Origin of the sequence: Alteromonas sp. PRIM-21 (assembly GCF_027563165.1) — a bacterium.
Lineage (GTDB): Bacteria > Pseudomonadota > Gammaproteobacteria > Enterobacterales > Alteromonadaceae > Alteromonas > Alteromonas macleodii_A.
The window spans coordinates 204,950-227,115 of record NZ_JADOEK010000005.1 but is presented as its reverse complement, the minus strand read 5'-3'; the positions used below and the strand labels follow the sequence as shown (position 1 = coordinate 227,115).

The following is a 22,166-nucleotide window of genomic DNA, read 5'->3' as shown; positions in this document are numbered from 1 at the left end:
CGAAATATGTAGCGCGTTAAATATCAAAGTCTTTCAAACGCCCACTTTATACTGAGGTGGGCGTTTTTATTTGTATCATGTGTTATTACTTTTTTCCAGCGAAAGCTGCTTAGCTATGGCGGCGGATAGACGTTCTAGTAAATGGGAGTGCTTTTTGTGAATAACATGGACTAGCTCATGTTCTACGAGTGAAATGTATTTTATCCCTGACTGCTCAAAAATAGCTTTTTCTGAATAGTCACTCGGTAAAATGGCGTAATCAAATCTGCCATTTAACAATAAACTGATGACGTGATTATAATCGTCAAATTCAAAGATATTGGCGCTAAGCTCATCTGGGTTTACGTGCATATTGTAGAAAAAACGCGTGGTAACGGCTATTGCTTTATCTGGATTTTGAATAACGCTTTTATCGCACTGGGCCCCTCTAATACACAGCAAAAATGATGCACCATGGGAGAGGGCAGGTGGGACAATAATAATATTATTGTCAGGTTGTGAGACCACATCGTAACGAATAACATCTGCATCTGTCATTCCTTCGTTTAACAGTCGAAGCCCTCGCTCACCTCCAACTTTCTCAAATGTTACTTCTATTCCAATATCTCGATAAGCGCGTTGTATTAAAGGTTTATAGAAACTAGTCACGCGAGGGTGGTTAAGTTCGCCTACGATGAAATTTTGTCCATTATCATGAGCTAAGGTACAAAACGGCAAAGATAACGATAAAACTAAAAAGAGAGAGGAAACGCTTTTATTTATTAAAACTAGCGCTTTTATCACAGCACAGATCCTTTCGTTAAGAGATGAGATTAACTAAAGGATAGAGCACGAATTAAACAATAGAAAGGGAGCGAGCCTCAGATTTGAGTGCATAAAAAAGCCCTGTCACCAGAAGAGTGACAGGGCTTTGTGTCAATGTAACCGCATGATTACTTTTTACGCAGCGTTTTGACCGCCATCAATTGCTTTAAGCGTTTGTGACGCTGGAACAAGTTCCATATCGAACGTGTACTCGTCTACACGCACTGCTAGCTTGCGCTTTTCGTTATAGTCGTGAAGCTTAGCTGCTTCATCAGCAGTTACCACACCTTTTTCCTGCAGCTTGTTAAGTGCATGCTCAAAAGAGATGAACGGCACTACAGGCTCTTTGCGAAGTGCTTTTTGCACTTTACCAAGAAGGTGCGCTACTGCGTGTTTCGCTTTAAACGCTTGCTCGTTAATGTCGTTACCATCACCAGGGCTAACACGTACAAGGTGTGTAAGCTGATCTTTCACGCTATTGTCTTGCATTGAAGCAATTGATAGCTCACGTACTAAGTCGTCGCTAATACCCGCTACACTGTTTGTATAGGTATTGGTAAGAAGACGCATTAGACCGCGTGTAGCTGTGTTCGGGAAATTGTTGATGAAGTTAACAATTGCCTGATCAGCTTGTTGTAGAGACCATTGCATAGCGTACTCAAAGTACGGAAGTGCAAGCTTTCTATCTTCAATGCGCTGCTCGTAGAAACGAATTGCTGCCATCGCACCGTATAGATAACTCATTACATCACCTAGACGCGCTGATAGAAGCTCAGCTTTCTTAAGGTCACCGCCTAGTACCGCAAGCGATAGGTCAGCAAGTGGCGCTAGTTTTGCAGAGATGCTGTTAACACGCTTCTCGTACTTACGAACTTCTGGTAATGCCGATTCGCTTTCACGTAGGAAAGGTAGGTAGCCTTTACCTAAGCTGCGGAACGCGTTCTTAACACTGAAGCCAACGGTTTTGCGAAGTACTTTGTTAAACTCTGCATCCGCTGAACTTTCGTTACTGTGAATAAGGTCAACCATATCTTTAAGGTAAGGGTGACAACGCATCGCACCTTGACCAAAGATCATCAGGTTACGAGTAAGAATGTTCGCGCCCTCTACCGTAATTGCGATAGGAAGTGCAGCATAACCGCCCGCTAATGTATTTTGAGGACCACGTTGAATCGCTTTACCCGCTTGGATATCCATAGCAGAGTTCATCACGTCGCGACCAAGTTCAGTCATGTGGTACTTAGCAATTGCCGTTACTACCGATGGCTTAACGCCTAGACCAAGACCTTCAGTGGTTAATACACGCATCGCTTCAAGTAAGAACGTCTTACCTGCGATGTCTGCCATTTTTTCCTGAATACCTTCAAAGCGACCAATTGGAAGACCAAATTGCTCACGCACGAATGAATACTCAACAGTGCCTTTAAATGCAGATTGTGCTGTAGCCACACCCATTGCCGGAAGTGAAATACCGCGACCTGCCCCAAGGCAGCTCACTAGCATCTGCCAGCCACGACCAATGTTCTTTTGACCACCAATGATGAAATCCATAGGAATAAACACGTCTTGACCACGAGTAGTACCGTTATAGAAACGTACTCCCATAGGGTCATGGCGGTTACCTAGCTCAACACCTGGGTGCGACTTAGGAAGAAGGGCACACGTGATGCCTAGTTCTAATTTGTCGCCAAGTAGTTGGTCTGGGTCGAATACTTTAAATGCAAGACCAAGTACAGTCGCAATTGGCGCAAGCGTAATATAGCGCTTGTCCCAGCTTACACGAAGGCCAAGTACTTCTTCGCCATTGTATTCGCCTTTAGTAACGATAGCCGCATCAGGAATAGCACCTGCGTCTGACCCTGCCTCTGGGCTTGTTAGCGCGAAACAAGGAATGTCGCGACCATCCGCAAGGCGAGGTAGCCAGTAGTCTTGCTGCTCGTTTGTACCGTAGTGCATTAGAAGCTCACCCGGGCCTAACGAGTTAGGTACCATCACAGTTACCGCAATTGCACCGCTTTTCGCAGCAATTGTTGCAACGATAGTCGAGTTTGCATAAGGACTGAATTCAAGGCCACCAAATTTCTTTGGAATGATCATAGAGAAGAAACGGTTCTTACCAAGGAAGTCTAAAACTTCTTGAGGGATGTGCTTACCGTTACCAAGCTCGAAATCATCGATCATATTCAATAATTCAGCTACTGGACCGTCCATGAATGCTTGTTCATCCGCACTCAGTTTTGCCTGAGGGATATCACGTAATGCCTGCATGTCAGGCTTACCCTGATAAATAGAAGATTCAATCCACACGTCACCCGCGTCTAGGGCTTCTTGTTCTGTGACTGAAATTGGGGGTAATACTTTTTTTAAGCTAGTTCTGATACTCATAATAACTCATCCGCTCATCTGACCAGTTGTTTTAGTTAATACTACACCTTATTCTCAAAAGATCAAAAAAATTCGCTAATCTAAATGTTAATTAGTGTTAATGTTGCCGATTATCAGAGACTTATCAGAAAAACCGCTACATATTGCATCAACAAACTATACGTAAGTGCGGTTATTTTTGATGATTAAATTTTTGTGTGGGTTATGTTAATTGCTGTTTTCAATGTAAAATTTCGTTATACAAAACCAAGGATACTGTGATGAGTCACACACCTAGCAGCGCGCCAGTAGCAATAAGATTCCCTGTCATAACGCTAATTTTTGTCCTAGCGGTCACAGCCATTTCTCTTATCGGAGCTCAAAACTTATATTTCCGTGGGGACTATAAGGTATTTTTCGAATCTGACGATCCACAACGGCTTGCATTTGAAGAAATGCAGAACATTTTCAATAAAAGCGAAAATGTTGCATTTATGGTTGTGCCTAGCGACGGGCAAGTACTGAAGCCGTCCACGCTTACGCTAGTAAACGAATTAACAGAAGCTGCATGGCAACTACCTTTGTCTACAAGGGTTGAATCTATATCTAATTATCAAAATACCTTCGATGACGATGGCGATTTAATTGTTGAAGATTTAATTACTGCAGAGAAGCTCTCTAAAGAAGGTATTGCGAACATCGCTCAAGTACTTTCTCGCAGTCCAGAAGTCTACGGTCGACTCATATCAAGAACAAAAGATGTTACCGTTATCGATACGACAATTCAGTTACCTGATGGCGATCAAACCCAGCAAGTAATTGAAATAGCCGAAGCTGCGAAACAAATAAAATCTCACTTTGAGAGTAAATATCCCGACCATGACATTTACTTAAATGGCATGGTGATAATGAACGATGCGTTCGCCGTGGCTGCACAGCAAGATGCCGAAACATTAATACCCTTAATGTTTTTGTTAATTTTTATCGCGATTGCTTTGATCGTAAAGTCACTTTGGGCCGCGGTATTCACATTAGTGGTAGTGATTTTTTCTGTAGCGATTACTGTAGGTCTGACAGGCTGGCTTGGAGTTTATTTAAGTACTGCCACTGTAAATGCGCCGACTATGATCACAACACTTGCTGTTGCAGACTGTATTCATATTATAGTAGGAGTTAAGTACTACCTAAACCAAGGGTTGGCTAATAAAGATGCAATTAAAAAGAGTATTGAGGTAAATAAAAAGCCTATTTTCATTACCAGTATAACTACTGCTATAGGGTTTGTTATGCTAAATTTCTCTGCTGTACCTGTTCTCTCTCACTTAGGCAACATGACAGCGGTTGGTGTAATGCTGGCTTGTGTCTTTTCACTCACGGTATTACCGTCACTTCTAACCCTGCGACCTCTCAAGCCGTCTGTTTCGGTAAATAATTCAGTATTCTCGAAGTGGGCAACATTAGTTAATCGGCACCATCGGGTATTGCTGCCTATTTCGCTCCTTGTAATTGTGGGAATTAGCCTATTTGCTACAAATAATGTTTTAAACGATGTTGCGGTTAAATATTTCGATGAACGTAGTGCGTTTAGGCAAGCTGTAGAAGTAAACGAAGATAAGCTTGGTGGAATGTCAAATATTGACTTCGTAATTTACACGGACGAATCATACGGTGTCACAGACCCTGTCTTTTTAGCGCAGATAGAGGAGTTTTCTAAATGGTTACGGGCGCGAAGTGAAGTTAACCACGTTTTAACTTTTACCGATACGCTTAAACGCTTGAACCGAAACATGAATGGCGATGACCAAAGCTTTAATGTAATACCCGCCGACGGCGAGCTCGCATCCCAGTATTTATTATTGTATGAAATGTCTCTGCCATTTGGGTTAGACCTTGGTAACCAGATTGATATAGATAAGTCAGCCCTTCGAATAATTGCACTTACTAAAAACTTGGGGAGTCGCGATATAACGACGCTTGAAAGAGAGGCAAAAGATTATTTTGCGAGTCTGTCAGACGATTATAGAATTGAAGCGGCAAGCCCACCGTTGATGTTTGCCCACATCGGTGAGCGAAATATGAAAAACATGGTGTGGGGAAGTGTTTTCGCACTTGTCTTAATTTCCGTACTCATTTTATTTGCTTTGAGGTCGATAAAGCTTGGTGGCATAAGTTTAATTACAAACCTACTGCCTGCCGCGATAGGATTTGGAGTATGGGGAATTATCTCAGGTGAAATAAATATGGCACTCTCTGTCGTTATAAGTATGACGATGGGAATAATAGTTGATGATACCGTTCACTTTCTGACGAAATATCAGACCGCTAGAGAGCAAGGTTTAAACGCAAAAGAAAGTGTCGTTTATGCCTTTGAAACTGTCGGAATGGCTTTAACGACGACTACAATTGTCCTTACCTTAGGGTTTGCCGTGTTAGCATCATCAAGCTTTGTCTTAAATGCACATATGGGTATGCTGACAATCATTATTATCGTAGCCGCATTAATTGTTGATTTTATCTTCCTGCCTGCGTTGCTTGCATGGCTAGAGGACACTAGAACGGCCCAGAAGGAGTCTTAATATGAATTTTCTCTCGCGAATAGTGTTGATTGCAACATTAGGTTGTACCGCTAGCTACGGTTTAGCTTCAGACATAAAGGGTGATGAAAAGGCCATCGCTATAGCAAAGGAACGCAAGGCTAGGGATACTGGTTGGGGCGCTAACGAGGCAAAAGTTCTGATGCTTTTGAAAAACTCGCAGGGAAAAGAAGCGACGAGAAAACTTGAAGTTAAGTCTCTGGAAGTAAAAGATGACGGAGATAAAGCACTTACCGTTTTTGAGTCTCCTAGAGATGTAAAGGGCACTGCATTTTTAAGTTTCTCGCATGCGCTTGAAGCTGATGAACAATGGATATTCTTGCCAGCGTTGAAGCGTGTAAAGCGTATATCATCGCAAAGCAAAAGCGGCCCTTTCGTAGGTAGTGAGTTTGCATTTGAAGATATGACATCGTACGAAGTGGAAAAGTTTTCGTACACATTCTTGGGAGAAGAAGAAATAAACGGGGAGGCCTGTTTCGTTTTAAAGCAGGTTCCAGAATATGATTTCTCAGGATACTCTTATCAAAAAGTTTGGATAGATAAATCACATTATCGTGTTCAGAAAGTTGAGTTTTTTGACCGTAAAGAGTCGTTGTTAAAAACGCTTTATTTGTCTGATTACAAACAATACAAAAACAAATTTTGGCGTCCTATGAAAAGCTTGATGCGAAATGTACAAACTAAAAAGTCGACGTCTTTGATTACCGAAGAATTAACTTTCGACACAGATTTACAAGAAAGTGACTTCGACAAAAACAGATTGAAGAGAGTTCGATGATTAGAAAAGCGGTTGCACTGTCACTAATTATTAACTTTACCTCTTTCGCCAGTTCTGCAGAGTTCACCGGCTCTGCAGGCCTTGATTTGCGTTATTATTTGCAGGATTCGTTGTATCCGCAGCAAGAGCGTACGTATGCTTCAGCGTATCTTTCTCCCGAAATCTATGCTGAGTTCAACGATGGCCAAGATACGCTAATTTTCAATCCTTTTTATCGTGTGGATGAGCACGATAGTGAACGCACCCATGGCGATATTAGAGAATTGCAATGGGCGCATTACAGAGATACTTGGGAAACTAAGATTGGCATAGGTAAGGTGTTTTGGGGGCAAACTGAATCTGTGCACCTCGTGGACATTATCAACCAAACCGATTCGGTAGAGTCTGTAGATGGTGAAGCCAAGTTAGGCCAACCTATGGTGAACGTTTCATATTTTACAGAATATGGGAATTTTTCAGTTTTCGTATTGCCCTATTTCCGCGAGCGAACGTTTCAAGGTACTGAGGGAAGGCTTCGCCCGCCATTGGCGATTTCAGATGCTATTTACGAATCAGCAAGTGAAGAGAGTAACCTTGATTACGCGCTTAGGTGGCAATCTTCGATTGATGACTGGGAAGTAGGGCTTTCTTATTTTTCCGGTACCACAAGGGAGCCTGAACTAATTACACAAGTTTCCGATTCAGGAGAACTGTCCATAAACCCATATTATGCTCAGATAGAACAAGTAGGTGTAGATTTACTTAAGGTTAGCGGAGCATGGCTACTCAAAATGGAAAGTATTTATAGACAAGGTCAGTCTGAAGACTTCGCGGCACTGGTTGCGGGGTTCGAGTACACTCAGGAAGGTGTATTTGGCAGCAGGTATGGGCTTGGCTATTTAGCAGAGTATCAATATGATGAGCGGGACGATAATTTCTTTGCTATAGCTCAGAACGATATGATGCTTGGTTTGCGTATTATGGCTAACGATATTGCCGGTAGTGAAATACTTGTGGGGTTTGTAAAAGACTTAGATGCTACGTCAACGTACTCTGCCTATATCGAAGCAAGTAGTAGATTGTCAGCGAACTGGCGATGGTCGTTAGATGGTTATTTTTTCTCATCAGACGACCAAGATGACCCCTTCTTTTTCTTAAGAAGAGACGACCATATAGAATTTTCACTAGAGTACTATTTTTGAGGGAAAAAAATAGATGAATCGGTTTTTATGGATGCTTGGTGCGATGGCGCTTGGAGTTTCTCAAGCGAATGCTGCACCTAAAACTTATGGATTAGCTACGGTAGCTTATAACGACTTCGAAACGTCAACCACAAGCGACAGCGAATTTGCTTATAGCCTTGCCTTCGGTAAACAAATACATAGGCAATGGTACGCAGAAGCTGGCTATGTCAGTCTTTTTGACTATGCAAAAAATGAGAACGAAAATAAAGGCGATGCCCTCTATCTCGCGCTCCTCGGTAAGGCAAGTGGTGGTACAGGGGAGCTATTCTACAAACTAGGTATTGCTAAAGTAGATATGGATCATTCTTCAGAGTGTTCTGACGCTGGCGTTGTTACGCAATGCCGAGCTTCGGAAAGCATTGCAGCTGGAATCGCTGGTTTAGGGTTTGACTATTATGTCGGCATTAGCTCTATGATTCGCTTAGAATATGTTCATATGACGGGTGAAGACAGCTTTTCTACAAATATGGTTAACGTCGGTTTCAGATATAACTTCAATTGATCTTTAGTATTTTTAAATCCAAAAGCCGCTTGTTGATGTAAAAGTAAGTAAATTCACAACTATGGATTTACAATGAAAAACGAATTAGACAGCAAGTTCTTACTTCAAGTTTTCGATAAGATTCGCCAACATGGTGCAAAAGAAAACGAACAGTATAAGCTTAAAGGGATAACTGCTTTTACTGACCATGACGGGTATACGCTGTACATTGAGGACGTGAATGTGAAGCTCCAGTTTGGTTTTCATAATCAGTATCACTTTGATTATGATTCAAAAGATCAGTACGAATCTTTTGAGAAGAAACTAAAGGAAATTGATAAAGAGTTCTGAGTAGCGGCTCCTTTCATTTTGGCTACAGCAAGCTAAAACAGGCAATTGTGTAAACACATAGGCTAGGTGGTGATATTTAGCGAATAATATAATCCTGTCACTGCCTGCCTTACGTCTGTTTTGTTCCCTTTTATCCCAATCATTCTGTTGGTTAACTGGCCCAATTAGCCCCGCTAAAAACCTTCTGCTACAATGCCGCCCACTTCACTTAATAGGAAATATACATTGGCGGCGGCAATTAAAGCTCCTAAGTTTAAATTGGCATTCCTTGGCCCTAAGTTCTGGCCCGTTTGGTTGGGCGTTTTTATTCTATATGCTATTACTTGGCTACCATTACCTGTTATCCGCACTATTGGGGGCGGCGCAGGAAAGCTGATTGCTCTTGTGGTGCCTAAACGAGCGAAAGTTGCAAAACGAAATTTACAACTTTGGAACCCGTCATTGTCTGAAAGTGAAATTGAAGCACTTTATAAAGAAAACATACGTAGAACAGGTATGGCACTGTTCGAAACCGCCATGGGATGGTGGTGGCCTGACTGGCGGGTCAAACGCGCTATTGAAATAGAGGGCACTGAACATGTGGAAGCTGCCCTTGCTGAAGGTAAAGGCGTTTTTGGTATGGCGCTACATAATATGAACTTAGAGTTTGCGTGTCGTGGCATAGGTTTTTACCACCCTAGTATTGCCTTTTACAGAAAGCACAACAACCCGCTAGTCGATTATCTTCAGTATCACGGGCGCAACCGCTCTAATAAATACATGATTGATAAACGAAATGCTAAGGCGCTTATTGCAGCACTTGATGATAAAGAGTTATGCTTGTATCTTCCCGACCAAGATTACGGCCCTAGACAGAGCATTTTTGTGCCATTTGGTGGCGTAAAAGAAACGGCTACAACAACGGCGACGCTTATGTTTATAAGGCGCACAAACTCTGAGCCTATGATCATAACGTCTCAATACACCAAACGCGGCTATAAGATAAAAATATACCCACCACTTTCTGAACTTGGCGCAATGGAAGATGCAGAAGCTTTAACTCTTTTAAATCAACACGTTGATAGCGCAGTGAAAGAGCAACCAGAGAGCTACTTATGGATGCACAAGCGTTTCAAAACACGCCCTGAGAGTAATCCAGAATCTCTCTATAAGTCATTGTAAGGGCTAAACTGAAAGCCAATTTAACGAAAAAGTACGCACAGTGGTTGAGCGTAATTATAGCGTGAGATTTGCCAACACCTGGCAGAGTGTTGAGTTTTATAACCTGGCAGTAGGTGACTAAAGCGCGTAACCATTGCTTATATCGTCATTGGCGGCAACCTGTTTGCTCTTACAAAAATAGATAAATAGGATAAAGGCGTATTAAAGCCGATTCGTCTAATATTAATAAATCGGGTTGGTTCGAGCTGCGTCAAAAAAGCTTCGAACTTTTTTTAGTGTATTTACAGATTGGTAGGTTATGGGACAGACGAGTTATTCAAGCTCTTCATTTTGGGCAAAGCAGATAGGTATTGCGGTAGTGCTTGTTATTGCCGCAGGCGTACTGATTTATATGCTACAGACACACGAACAATCACCTACACCTGCATCACAAAAAGAAGAGAAATCTGTTTCAAAGGGCCTTAGCGAGTTTTACCGTGACTTTCGTATGTCTTCAACTGATCCATTAGAGGATGAACAGGGTGATTTCGTGCTCGATATTGCCGGTGTAGATCCTAACCTAGACAGCAAGTTAGCAAATATGTCCAGTCAAACGCGTCCGGTTGAAAAGAACTGGACTGGCGAACACAAGTATCGAACCTTCAAAGAAGGCAACACGCTTCGCGAGGCAATTTCGCAATATGCTCAAGCTGAAGGTATGCAGTTAATTTGGAATTTGGAACAAGACTTTGTTATTAAGCATCAATTTCAATTAGACAATACAGTTGCCGGTTCTTTAGCTAAGATCGCAAGCGCCATCGACAGTAGTTTCGAAGGCGAAGTCCAAGCTTATCTATGTGCAGAGCAGCGCTCTTTAGTTGTTACGGCTCAAGAGACCGATTTTCTAAAAAATCAATGCCGCCGGGTTCGCGGGTAGCTCGTTTGCAGGCTCAGTCACTGAGCCTGCCAAATAATGTATCCCAGTGTTGCCTCACTTGCTCGCGTATAACATCTAATTCTTCACTTTGGTCAGCGTACTTGGTATCTGCCAGAGTGAGGTGGTGATATTGTTCGCGAAGCCGCAAGTAGGCCTTTTGGAGTTTTTGAGCTGTTGGCGTATCAATGATGTTCGCACTGGCTGCAACATCGAAAATTCTGAGGTTATCTGGGTACTCAGTCATTGCTTTCACAGTACAAGCGTGTGCTAATACAAGGTATTGCGCAATAAACTCAATGTCAGTAATACCGCCTTCACACTGCTTCAAATCAATTTTTTCATTATTTTTAGCCAGTAAGTGTTCACGCATTTTTATTCGCATTTTGCAGACATCTTGTGACAGTGTTTGAAGGTCTCTAGATTGACTGAGGATTGAATGCCTTACCTGTGAAAAGTCGTTCAATAGTGATGTGTCGCCGCAGATAGCTCTTGCTCTTACCAGCGCCTGGTGTTCCCATGTCCAAGCTTCCTCAATTTGATATTTCTCGAAACCGTTTATGTGACAACACAATAGCCCAGCGTTGCCAGAAGGGCGCAAACGTAAGTCAGTTTCGTACAGCTGACCAAACAGTGTTTTAGTATTGAGGAGGTGCATAATGCGTTGGGCCAACTTAATATAAAACTGTTGTGCCTCAATCGATTTTTTGCCGTCTGTACTACTTGAACGGGGCGCATTGTGTATAAAAACTAAATCTAAATCCGAGCCATACCCTAGCTCATAACCGCCTAATTTACCGTAGCCAATAACGGCAAAGCCCTTATCATTACCCTCAAGGTGCGAAGGAACGCCGAAACGCTGTCGCATTTGCATCCATGCTGCATTAACGACGTGCTCTAAGATAACCTCTGCTAGAACGGTGAGTTTATCGCTAACGTTATTAATGGGTAGGGATCCACTAATATCACTGGCAGCAATACGAAGCTGTTGGCAAAGTTTGAACTGCCTAAGTCCATCCATCAACATTTCCACGTCGTCTTGCTCTATACGGAGCATGGTTTCGCGTAGCTCAGTCTGATATTCCTGCTTGCTGGTTTTAATGTCAGTATTCTGCTGCCCTAAATAGAGTGGGGTGAGCAGTTCATCTAATAAGAGTGGGAATCGTCTAATTTCCTGGGCTATCCAGTCGCTTCTCTCGCAAAGCCTTACCAGCTGCTTAAGCACATCCGGATTTTCAAGCAAAAGATCAAGGTACGTTGTGCGACCGGTAATTGCTTCAATGACGCCTAATAATCGGCTCAACACCTGCGCTGTGTGATTGGGGTGCTGCTTAATTAATACGTATAAAATTTCCGGAAGAAGTTTGTTAAGGGTATCTTCGCCTCGTTGACCTATGCGGTAGTTTCGTTGCTTGTCTTTAAAGGCGACGAGAATGGTGAAGATTTGACTGCTTTCTTTACCGGAAAGATTGTCGCTAAACGTTTCAGTAAACTCATCTTCTTGCAGTGAAAGACGCCAAGCGTCTTGGCAAGCAATAAAAAGCTGATCTTCATCTGAATGTGTGTCATGGCATTCTTCAACTAATTCGTTGAAATGACCGTGTATGCGATTCATCACTTCGTCTAAATGAGTCAAAAAGTCGCTATAATCAGCAAAGCCCATAACATCAATCAGCGCATCTTGTTGCCACGGTTCGTGGGGCAATGTTTGAGTTTGACGGTCTTGGCTTTGTTGTAATGAATGTTCTACTTTTCTTAAGAACAAATAATCTTGTTTAAGCTGCTTTGTTACTTCGCTTTCTACAATATCTAATTCGCTCAAAACATCTAACGTGTGAAGTAAAGACTTACTTTGTAGCGCTGGTTCACGACCGCCATGGATAAGCTGAAAACTTTGGGCAAAAAACTCAACTTCTCGAATACCGCCAGCACCCAGTTTAATATTGTTGCTCAAACGTCGCCTACGAATTTCTGTAGCGATAAGCTTTTTCATATTGCGCAGCGCATCCAGCGTTGTGAAGTCTAAATAACGCCTAAACGTAAACGGGTGAAGAATGCCTTTTAGCCACGAAGCATTACCTGAATTATCATCATTAATGACCCGTGCTTTCACCATGGCAAAGCGTTCCCAGTGCCTGCCTTGGTCCTGATAGTAGTCCTCAAGCGCAGCGAAATGCATTACAAGGGGACCGGAATCCCCAAAGGGACGTAAGCGCATATCCACACGGTAGACTTGGCCATCATTAGTAACTTTGTTCAGCGCTTGAATAAGCTTTTGGGCTAGCTTGGTAAAAAACTGCTGATGTTCTAGCGCTTTTTTGCCTCCGCTAGTTTCTCCTTTTTCTGGGTAAGCGAATATCAAGTCAATGTCTGACGAAAAGTTGAGTTCTCGCCCACCAAGTTTGCCCATACCAAGAATGTACATGTGCATATCTAGGCCGTTGCTCTTCGGATTTCCATAGCGTTGAGCTAAGTTTTGATAAATCCAATGGTAGGCGCTAGTTATTAGCGCATCCGCCAATGCAGAAACTTGAGCAAGTGAATCTTCAATATTCTGTTTATTGAGCACATCTAAGAAGGTGATACGTGCCATTTCTTGATTGCGATATTCACGAAGCACTTTTAGTAATTCGTCTTCGCTCTTGAGTGCTTCAAGTTTTATTTTTAATTCAGTGCTGAAGTGACTAAGAGTTGAGTCAAAATCAATAAAATTAGACGAAGGCTCGACGATTCTGGAAGTAAACTCAGGCTTTTGTATCAATGTTTCAGCTAGGAAAGCGGAGCGAGCAAAAGCGCTTAAAAGTGCTTCACGGTGGTTTTCTGCAATGACTCGATCGGTTTCGGTCAAGGCAGGTGAATCTAGCAACTGCTGCCATAATTTTTCGGCTTGCTCTAGGTTTGTCATGCTATTTTCGCTGTCTATTGGCATAATGCTCGCATCTTAAGAGATAACATTTATGTAAAATAATGAATACTTTCATTTTTATTAAAAGTATTCATAGCCTGTTGAGTTTTACCGTCTTGGACAACGACGGTGACTTCTTCGGGCATTTATTGAAATAAATCTGAACAAGTTCGCTGTCATCTTTGTAACCATTTAGCAAGGATGGATGCTGCTGCCCCAATTGTTATTACTACAACAATACTGATTACAGAATGGCACTCAGCAAGGAACTTCGTATGTTCAAGGAGCAAAGATAACGTGGAAGCCTTATTAAAACTAGTACCTCTAACGCAGGAATTATTGATTTACCTTGCCATGGATGTGGCAATAGCGTTGGTGCTACTCATGATTATGAAATGGCTGACAGGCGCATTTAGAAAGTACTCGGTAACTGAAGAACTTGGTGTTAAAGATAACTTTGCGTTTGGCATAAGCATTGCCGGGGGGATGTTGTCTTTATGTATTGTACTGAGTTCAGTAGTGGGACGTCATATAGGCGTAGGCTACCAAGAAGCGGCTATAGGCATGGTTACTTTTGGCTTTGTGGGGATCATGCTGGTGAAGTTTGGTCGCTTTGCACACGATAAACTAGTACTTAACAAACTAGACACCCACACAATGATTGCCGAACGAAGCGTTAGTGTAGCGCTTGTTGATGCCGCTAGCTTAGTAGCCAGTGCAATAGTGCTACGCAATATTATGATATGGGTTGATGGCAGTGACATGAATGCGCTGATTGCCATTGTAACGGGTTTTACCGTAGTCCTGACCATGCTACTAGTAATGACGCGGATTTTAGAGTTCAGATACGCACGGGATAACCAAAATGACTCGTTTCAAGGGGCGCTAGAAAAAGGGCAGTTAGCGCTCGCTATCGAGCATAGTGGTAACCTGCTTGGTACAGCTATGATTGTTTCAGCGGCGAAGAACTTACTTATATACAATCCATCAGGCTATGTGAGTAATGTAACGGGGTGGTTAATTGTGAGTGTGGGCTTAGCTATCGCACTTCATTTGTTGGTTTTGGTGAATAAGAAAATCATACTTTTTGGTATGAACTTCCGCCGAGAAGTGGACCATCAGCACAATGTAGGTGTAGCGGCGTTAGGTTTTACATTAAGCATCGGTAACGCCATGATCATCAATGGTGTTCTAGGTGGTTAGTTCAGCAATTTGAGAGCTTTTACAAACTAAGTAAGCAAAATATTTCGCCTTTAGTGCTCCCGTTGAACAATAGTTGGCGACAAATCTGTCGCCAATTACTTAGTCCTCAAACGCTGACTTTATACACGGCAAATCGTTGAGTTGCTTTTTTTGAATGATGCCGTTTTTTTGAGCGCGGTTCATTTGCTTAACCGCATATTCAAGCTTTGCTGCTTGCGCTTTGTCGGCAACTTCAAATACGGCTCTAAAAATTAATGGAGACTTACCTTTAAGCGCCTTCGCGCCCCCTTTTAGTATTCCCCTATGCTGGGCAATACGACGTTTAGGGTCAGTAGTAATGCCCGTGTAAATTTGCCCAAGCTTGTTCTCAACCATATAAAGATACCAAAGTGGATTTGCGTTTGGTTGGTGGGTATTGCCTGTCTTGGCTGTTATACTCTGTGCCAATGTACTCAATGTCTAAAAAGTTACTCTCAGCATGATATTACCAGATTTTAGTAAAGCAAAAGTGCTTATTGTTGGCGACCTTATGTTAGACCGTTATTGGAGCGGTGGTACAGGTCGTATATCGCCAGAAGCCCCCGTGCCAGTAGTGAACGTTCAAAATTCCGAAGATAGAGCGGGTGGCGCAGCGAACGTTGCAGTAAATGTAGCAACGTTAGGTGCAGAGGTAACCCTGCTTGGCATGTGCGGTAAAGACGAAAACGCCAACATATTAAAAGAGCGATTAGAGACTCACGACATTCGCTGTGAGTTCTTTGAAGTTGATGGCTTCGATACTATTACAAAGCTTCGAGTAATGAGCAGAAATCAGCAGCTTCTACGCTTAGATTTTGAGAAGAGTTTTGAGGAGACAGATAAATCAGTATTGGAATTAGCTTTCGAAAAGGCGCTAGACCATGCTGACGTTGTTATTCTAAGCGACTACGCAAAAGGTTGTTTGAGCAATCCACAAGCATTAATTGAAAAAGCGCGAAGTAAGAACAAGTGTGTGATTGTTGACCCTAAAGGAAGTAATTTTGAAAAGTATGCGGGAGCGACGTTGATCACTCCTAATATGGATGAACTTCGAAGCGTCGTGGGCGAAATTGAAAGTGAACAAGCACTGGTTAGTAAAGCTTCTGAACTGAAAGAAAAGCTAGGGTTAAATGCACTTCTTGTAACGCGTTCAGAAGACGGCATGACATTGTTTGACGGCGACAACACCGAATTTCATTTGCCAGCAAAAGCTAAAGAGGTGTACGACGTAACTGGGGCAGGGGATACGGTTGTCTCAACACTCGCTGTTACCGTGGCCTGTAATTTGCCACTTCAAGCAGCCTGTGTACTTGCTAATTTAGCAGCAAGCGTTGTGGTTGGAAAACTGGGTACATCTACCGTGTCGAATACTGAACTTGCGCTGGCCTTGGGCGAGCAATCGGTACATTTAGATGGCGGCGTGATGAATGAAGACCAGCTGGAAATTGCGCTTCAAGCAGCTAAAGCACGCGGTGAACGTATCGTCATGACCAACGGCTGTTTTGATATATTGCACTCTGGTCATGTTGCTTACCTTGAAGAAGCTGCACAGCTTGGTGACCGATTAATTGTTGCAGTGAACACTGATGCGTCTGTGACCAAACTAAAAGGTCCAGGTCGCCCAGTGAATAACGTTAGCAGGCGTATGGCTGTACTAGCAGGCTTAAGCGCAGTCGATTGGGTTGTACCCTTCGAAGAGGATACGCCTCAGCGAGTTATTGCCCGATTACTGCCTGATGTATTAGTAAAAGGCGGCGACTACAAGATTGAAGACATTGCAGGTGGCACTGACGTTTTAGAAAATGGCGGTGAGGTTAAAGTGTTAACGTTTGAAGATGGGGTATCGACTACAGGTATCATCGAACGCATAACTGAAAACAAACTGCGATAAGCCTTTAGTGGGAGCTATAAAGATAATACTTCGATAACGGCGCGTTGTTAGTTACCATGTAGATTACAAGCATAAATAAAGCATAACGCGCTATTCTTAACCAACTTTAAGCCTTGGTTTTGAACACACATTTCTAATGGAATAACGGCAAATAGCATGTACGAAAGTTACTATGGACTTAACTCGAAACCGTTTCAGTTAACCCCAGACCCAGAATTTTTCTTCGCAAGTAAGTGGCATAAGCGCGCCATGTCTTACTTACAGTATGGCCTTTCTCAAGCCGAGGGATTTATTGTTATTACTGGCGGAATTGGAACAGGCAAAACTACTGTTGCCAATAGTCTGCTTGAAGAAATTGAAGATGATATTGCGGCAGCGCAAATAGTTACGCCAAAGCTTTCGCCAGACGAATTAGTAAAAATGGTCGCGTCTAAATTTGATATTCCTACTGAGGGACGTTCAAAAGCGGATATCTTGAAAGCCCTTGAAATTTTCTTGTACGACTTAAACAAAGCAGGCCGACGTGCTCTGTTACTTGTAGATGAAGCACAAAACCTTCCGTTAGAAACCATCGAAGAGCTTAGAATGCTGAGCAACTTTCAGCTAAACGGCAAGCCGCTTATTCAAAGCTTCTTGCTTGGTCAGGAAGAGCTGCAGCCTATTTTACGTGCACCAAACATGGAACAGTTTAGGCAGCGCATCGTGGCGTCTTGCCATTTGGCTCCCCTTTCTTTGGAAGAGTGCAAAGAATATATCGAATACCGTTTACATCATGCGGGATGGAACGGCTCTGCACTATTTAGTGACGAGGCGCTAGAGCGCATTCATATATTCTCTCGTGGTATTCCTCGTAAAATTAATACCCTTATGGACAGGGTTATGCTTTATGGCTTTTTGGAAGAGCTAGAGAGCTTTGACGCTGATGCGGTAAACGAGGTTATTGAAGAAGTAAAAGCCGAGATGTTCGAGCCAGATAAAACAGGCGCAGAAGTCACCGAACATATGGGCTTTGTCGACCACCCCGAAAGCCAAACCATCATGACGCCGAAAGGCAATGTTATTCGAGACACTAAGTACTACTTAGATATGCTCGCTGAGTTGGTTGATGCTTTGGATGACGCAATTTCACAGAAAGTGAAAATGACCCAGTACGTAGATAAGCTTATGAAAAAGAAGTTTAAGACGTATGTGCGGCTTAAGGGTGATGATAAGAAAGAATGATGGTCAAATTCGGCATTGCAGTATAAACGAGCAGAACCCAAAAGTGCCTTTTAAAGGCGCTTTCGGGTTTAAATAGGGCTTTGTGCTAACTATGTATAGCGAGTAATTTGCTTGTACATTTATTAGGTAACTAGTCGTATGTGTAAGTGATAGATGCACTTATACGACGGTCAGTGTAGTTGTTTCCAAATTGACCACCAGCACTTAAATCACCTTCTTGCTCAAGGTATCTAGCATCAATACTTGCCTTCAAGCGACGGCCGAACTCTCTTTCTAGACCAATAGAGGCGTTCCAGTTGTCACTTTCGCCCCTGAAAGTTTCTTCAGCCCCCTGACCTGTAATATTGGCGTAACTAATACTGCTGGTTATGTTAGTATAACTGCCAATTTTATAGGCTAGGTTGGTACCAAAAGAATAGGTGCGTCTTAGCCTATCTTCATCTAGGTAGTCATCTTCAGAGTAGCGCCAAGAAAACGCGAGAGTAACGCGAGAAAAGTCATAGCCCGATTGAAAATTGGCACTTTTACGTAAAATAATATTGTCGTCGAACTCCACGTTTTGAGACGTAAGTTGAACCAGTTGCTCACCGGCATTGGGTGTATAGCTTAAACTGTTAGGTTGGAAGCAATCGGCGATGGATGTTGTTGCCGCAGGGCAAACGAATACGCCTAAGTTTTCTGGATCGGCAAGAAGTCTCGAGGTATTAGTTACATCTTCTGAGTAGCTAAATGATGTTCGTAGGTATTTAGAGTTATAACCTATGCTCGCTGATGCCGATTCACCATAAAAGCGACGTCCGTATGTGGCGGCGATGCGAGTACGGGTACTCAAAGCCCACTGCAAATCGACACCAACGAATGTTTCACCATCATCATCTTCGATGTCTGAGTCGCTCTTATTTGCTGTTATCGAGATATAACGATTTTCAGCTTGCCGATAAGTTAAACCTGCACCATAAGAGTTAAACTCTCTAACTAAGCTATTGGTATCATCTCTGTCAGATATTTGGTTGGCTTCATGCCCTGCAGTTAAACGAAAAGCCCAGTCACCATAAATTCGAGTGTCTATATAAGCATCACCAGTTCTGGACTCAAAATCACCATTGTTCGTCTGGCTACGCTCGGTATTTTGATAAGTACCGGTCACTGACCATATGAAGTACTTAGCTTCATCACCATTAACTAAGGTACCAGTAAGCTGATAACTGTCATTGTCTAAAGCATTGTTATTAGTTAAAGAGCGTTCAGATGCGGTGTCTGAGTATGATGCTGTGCCTTGCCCTCTCACCCAATCACCGTGGTCCAAGGTAAGAGTAGATAAAAGCCTGTTAGAGCGCGTTTTTGCTAAACTGTCAGAGTTTGCAATGAAATCACTTAATAAAAAGTTAGAAGAATTAGTATTTTGATAAATTAAAGCTCCAGCAGCTTGGAATGATAACAGATTTTTGAAAGGTACCCACTGGGCAGAATAGTTGTACTCAGCGTAGTCTTGGCGCTGACTAGTGTCGTCATTGTCGCGTTCAAGATGGGTATAGGTACCAGACCAAAGGCCTTGGAATGTTCGAGTTTGGTATACGGCATTTACCTGAGGTGCTATCGTAAAGGTAGTAAGAGAGCGAGTGCCATTATCTTCCGTTTTCACGTGTTGATGAGTGGTGTCGGCTGATGCTAAAGCGCTTACCTCTAATTTAGCCTGTGAGGGAATGCTTATTGCAACAGAGAAAGCAATAATCGATAGCTTTATTACTCTCAGTTTAGGCATAAAACTATGGTTAATCACTGCGCTCTGAGTAGTAGTACCCATAATATCCACTTCCATCTGTGTCGTGATGAACTGACTTGTTTACAACAAAACCTATTGCCATTTCTGGGTTCAGCCTTTCAACTGCCATTTTAATATCACTTACTTTAGCGCGTCCCTCTTCAACGACAACAACCGCCTGTCCAGCAAAGTTGGCTAAAATCGCACTTTCATTAATCCCTATTAATGGTGGTGTATCGAAAATTACCACCCTATCGGGATACCTATTGGCGAACTCATTTACAGTTTCATGCATTTTCTTACTTGCTAGCATTTCAGTTGATAAGTGGTGTGATCTTCCTGCGGGAATTATCTTCAGCTTATCTATATTAGTACCGTAAAGTACATCCGAGATATCGTCAACATCTCCAACAAGGTACTCCATGAGTCCCTTTCGTCGTTCGAGTCCCAACGTGTTCAAAACATTAGGTTTAAGTACATCGGCATCTACTAACAACACAGTCTTGTCCTGCTCTGCAGCGATGCTTAACGCCAAATTTGTAGCCGTAAACGTTTTTCCTTCAGAAGGCCTGCTGCTTGAAACCATTATAATATTTGGGTTATGCAGCGTTTTAGCTAAGTTGCCGAAAGCGTTTGCCAATAGCTTCCTTTTTATTTCTCTGTACTCTTCGTTTATTTGCTTACGCTCACCTGACACGGATATATGTCCATTCGCACTCAGTCTTTGTAAGTCAATTTCGAATATGTCATTAGATGAAGCGCTTGAAGACTTGTTTGTAAGAGTTTTGTTTTCCACACTAAGTTCGTGGGACGCCTTAGCGTTGGACTCACTCTCTTCATCACTTGTCGATGGTTGATTTTGGTTTTGACTAGCATGCTTTTTCTTCAACAACGCTTTTTCTATCGTATTGGACATTATAAATACCTCGTGACCAAGTTTACGTTCATTGTTTCAGCAGCTACAAGTATGCTGTATAAGCCAAGTATTACCATACAAGAACAAGCAAAAATAAAAACTCTTATTCTATTCTTTTTCTTAATTTGCTCTATGTCGAGATGACTCACTGTACCCCATATCGGATATTCAGAAAGAGATGATAACTGCTTAGGCCGGATCAAAATTGGTGATAATTGACTTAACAATAGTGCTAGTCCTAAACCAGCCCCAAAACCGACCAGTAAAACGGCTGTGTACAGGATTAGCCTGTTAGGTCCAGAGGGAGTGTTTGCTACTAAGGGAGGCTCTATGATTCTAAATTGCAACTCTTCAGAAGAAACTTCGGCGCGTCTTGATAGGTCCGCAGACTCCCGTCGAGAAAGTAACTCTTCATACTTCTTTTTAGTTATACCGTAATCTCTGTTTAAAGCAGTAGATTCTGCTTCAATCTGAGGAATTAAATCAACTTTCGATTCAAATTCCGCAATTTTAGTTACCAAGTCTGATTCTTTTACTTTTAAAGATGCCACTTCACCTTGTAACTTGCTCATTTCAAGACGAATTTCCTGAGTGAGCTCATTAAGTGGAAGCTGATCTTCCTCATCAACGGAAGCTAAAAATGCGTCTATTTCTTTTTTGCGATACTCTTCTAAGCTTTGCAGTAGCTGTCTAGCTTCCACTACATCAGGGTGCTTATCAGTAAAGCGTAATTGTAGCTTGTCTAGCTCTTCTTCGAGGTTTCTAATCCTGTCATCATATCGAGTTTTTAAACTGGATTCTTCTTGACTAGAAACAGAGAAGCTATCCGACGCCGAAGATTTCTTTATTTGGGAGCGAAGTGTGTCTACCTGTTGCTGCGTCTGTTTAATACTTAGCCTAGTAAGTTCAAGTTCTGCATAAAGGTTTTGAAGGCTACTGTAGTAGGTGCCTGACATTGGCAAGATATTATTATATTGTCGTTTGAATTGAGCTAAGCGTTGCTCTGCTTCGGTTAGGCGGTTTTCATACTCTGCAATCTGTTCTTCAAGAAAGCGCCCTGCGGTATCTGTATCTCGCCTGTTGTTCCCTAAGGAACCTTCAACAAATAGATCCAAAGTTTCTTGTACAACCCTCTGTGCTACAACAGGGTCTTCATGCGAGAAAGAAATATTATAAATATTGGTTTTACCAGCTGATTTAAGATCAATTGAAGACGATAACTGTGTAACTAAGTCTTCGAACTCCCGATCACTCGATGTAGTAATATCTAGGTCGCTTTCTCTTGCAATAATTTCGACATTAGTGCGGCTCAAAAGGGTACGGGCCATCATCCTAACTTCTTCATCAGGATTAGATTGTATAGCCAAGCCCCGCAGGAGAGGTTGAAGCACTGAACGGGTATCTACATATACTTTTGCGTCAGAATTATATTGGTCGGGAAGGGTAGCCACAATAAAAAAACCAATTGGACATATTAACCATGACGCAATAATCACGTATCGCTTTTTAATCCAAATACCCTTAACTAAATCCAATAATTGAATTAAGGTTTGTTGTAAATCCTGCATTTAAATGTTCCGT

The 22,166-nt window shown here is 42.3% G+C and carries 17 protein-coding genes; 10 read left to right on the top strand and 7 right to left on the bottom strand.

All coding sequences use genetic code 11. The annotated features are described in order from the left end of the window. Positions 1-75: 75 nt before the first annotated feature. Both IW644_RS10030 and IW644_RS10025 read right to left on the bottom strand, forming a co-directional pair. Positions 76-783 (bottom strand): hypothetical protein, encoded by a 708-nt coding sequence (locus IW644_RS10030; RefSeq protein ID WP_269917481.1) that lies wholly within the window; start codon positions 781-783, stop codon positions 76-78. A gap of 156 nt (positions 784-939) precedes the next feature. After that, complete coding sequence (locus IW644_RS10025) at positions 940-3,189, bottom strand: acyl-CoA dehydrogenase (protein ID WP_269917480.1); 2,250 nt, start codon at positions 3,187-3,189, stop codon at positions 940-942. 260 nt (positions 3,190-3,449) lie between these two features. Between IW644_RS10025 and IW644_RS10020 the strand changes: the two genes are divergently transcribed. From IW644_RS10020 to IW644_RS09990, 7 genes are all read left to right on the top strand, one after another. Then, positions 3,450-5,744 (top strand): efflux RND transporter permease subunit, encoded by a 2,295-nt coding sequence (locus tag IW644_RS10020; RefSeq protein WP_269917479.1) that lies wholly within the window; start codon positions 3,450-3,452, stop codon positions 5,742-5,744. 1 nt (position 5,745) lies between these two features. Continuing rightward, entirely contained in the window at positions 5,746-6,540 is a 795-nt protein-coding gene (locus IW644_RS10015) for an outer membrane lipoprotein-sorting protein (protein WP_269917478.1), read from the top strand. Then, positions 6,537-7,721, top strand: coding sequence for a hypothetical protein (locus IW644_RS10010; RefSeq protein WP_269917477.1), 1,185 nt, complete (start codon positions 6,537-6,539; stop codon positions 7,719-7,721). The genes IW644_RS10015 and IW644_RS10010 overlap by 4 nt, the downstream gene beginning before the upstream one ends. Before the next feature lie 13 nt (positions 7,722-7,734). Further along, positions 7,735-8,265: a hypothetical protein gene (locus IW644_RS10005; protein WP_269917476.1), complete on the top strand. Its 531-nt coding sequence runs from the start codon at positions 7,735-7,737 to the stop codon at positions 8,263-8,265. A gap of 72 nt (positions 8,266-8,337) precedes the next feature. After that, positions 8,338-8,595: a DUF3081 family protein gene (locus IW644_RS10000; protein ID WP_179984123.1), complete on the top strand. Its 258-nt coding sequence runs from the start codon at positions 8,338-8,340 to the stop codon at positions 8,593-8,595. A 225-nt stretch (positions 8,596-8,820) separates the two neighbouring features. Then, complete coding sequence (lpxL, locus tag IW644_RS09995) at positions 8,821-9,756, top strand: LpxL/LpxP family Kdo(2)-lipid IV(A) lauroyl/palmitoleoyl acyltransferase (protein ID WP_269917475.1); 936 nt, start codon at positions 8,821-8,823, stop codon at positions 9,754-9,756. Between the two features lie 298 nt (positions 9,757-10,054). Continuing rightward, a complete protein-coding gene (locus IW644_RS09990) occupies positions 10,055-10,672 on the top strand; it encodes a TcpQ domain-containing protein (protein ID WP_269917474.1) in 618 nt (205 codons plus the stop codon). 13 nt (positions 10,673-10,685) lie between these two features. Here the strand turns inward: IW644_RS09990 and glnE are convergent, their stop codons facing one another. Further along, complete coding sequence (glnE, locus tag IW644_RS09985; protein WP_269917473.1) at positions 10,686-13,598, bottom strand: bifunctional [glutamate--ammonia ligase]-adenylyl-L-tyrosine phosphorylase/[glutamate--ammonia-ligase] adenylyltransferase; 2,913 nt, start codon at positions 13,596-13,598, stop codon at positions 10,686-10,688. A gap of 273 nt (positions 13,599-13,871) precedes the next feature. Here glnE and IW644_RS09980 point away from each other — a divergent pair, with 273 nt between their 5' ends. Further along, the gene (locus tag IW644_RS09980) at positions 13,872-14,777 is read left to right on the top strand and encodes a DUF350 domain-containing protein (protein ID WP_269917472.1); all 906 of its coding nucleotides are present in this window, start codon (positions 13,872-13,874) and stop codon (positions 14,775-14,777) included. Between the two features lie 99 nt (positions 14,778-14,876). Here IW644_RS09980 and IW644_RS09975 read toward each other — a convergent pair whose 3' ends face one another. Next, a complete protein-coding gene (locus IW644_RS09975) occupies positions 14,877-15,224 on the bottom strand; it encodes a GIY-YIG nuclease family protein (RefSeq protein WP_269917471.1) in 348 nt (115 codons plus the stop codon). Positions 15,225-15,255: 31 nt separating this feature from the next. Here IW644_RS09975 and hldE point away from each other — a divergent pair, with 31 nt between their 5' ends. Both hldE and IW644_RS09965 read left to right on the top strand, forming a co-directional pair. Then, the gene (gene hldE, locus IW644_RS09970; RefSeq protein ID WP_269917470.1) at positions 15,256-16,686 is read left to right on the top strand and encodes a bifunctional D-glycero-beta-D-manno-heptose-7-phosphate kinase/D-glycero-beta-D-manno-heptose 1-phosphate adenylyltransferase HldE; all 1,431 of its coding nucleotides are present in this window, start codon (positions 15,256-15,258) and stop codon (positions 16,684-16,686) included. A gap of 156 nt (positions 16,687-16,842) precedes the next feature. Next, on the top strand, positions 16,843-17,907 hold the full coding sequence (locus IW644_RS09965) for an XrtA/PEP-CTERM system-associated ATPase (RefSeq protein WP_269917469.1): 1,065 nt from the start codon (positions 16,843-16,845) through the stop codon (positions 17,905-17,907). 130 nt (positions 17,908-18,037) lie between these two features. Here IW644_RS09965 and IW644_RS09960 read toward each other — a convergent pair whose 3' ends face one another. From IW644_RS09960 to IW644_RS09950, 3 genes are read right to left on the bottom strand one after another with little or no spacing between them, the layout of a single operon-like run. Further along, on the bottom strand, positions 18,038-19,711 hold the full coding sequence (locus IW644_RS09960; RefSeq protein WP_269917468.1) for a TIGR03016 family PEP-CTERM system-associated outer membrane protein: 1,674 nt from the start codon (positions 19,709-19,711) through the stop codon (positions 18,038-18,040). Next, the gene (locus tag IW644_RS09955; RefSeq protein ID WP_269917467.1) at positions 19,680-20,585 is read right to left on the bottom strand and encodes an XrtA-associated tyrosine autokinase; all 906 of its coding nucleotides are present in this window, start codon (positions 20,583-20,585) and stop codon (positions 19,680-19,682) included. The genes IW644_RS09960 and IW644_RS09955 overlap by 32 nt, the downstream gene beginning before the upstream one ends. Next, positions 20,585-22,153, bottom strand: coding sequence for an XrtA system polysaccharide chain length determinant (locus IW644_RS09950; RefSeq protein WP_269917466.1), 1,569 nt, complete (start codon positions 22,151-22,153; stop codon positions 20,585-20,587). Before IW644_RS09950 ends, IW644_RS09955 begins: the two co-directional genes overlap by 1 nt. Positions 22,154-22,166: the final 13 nt, after the last annotated feature.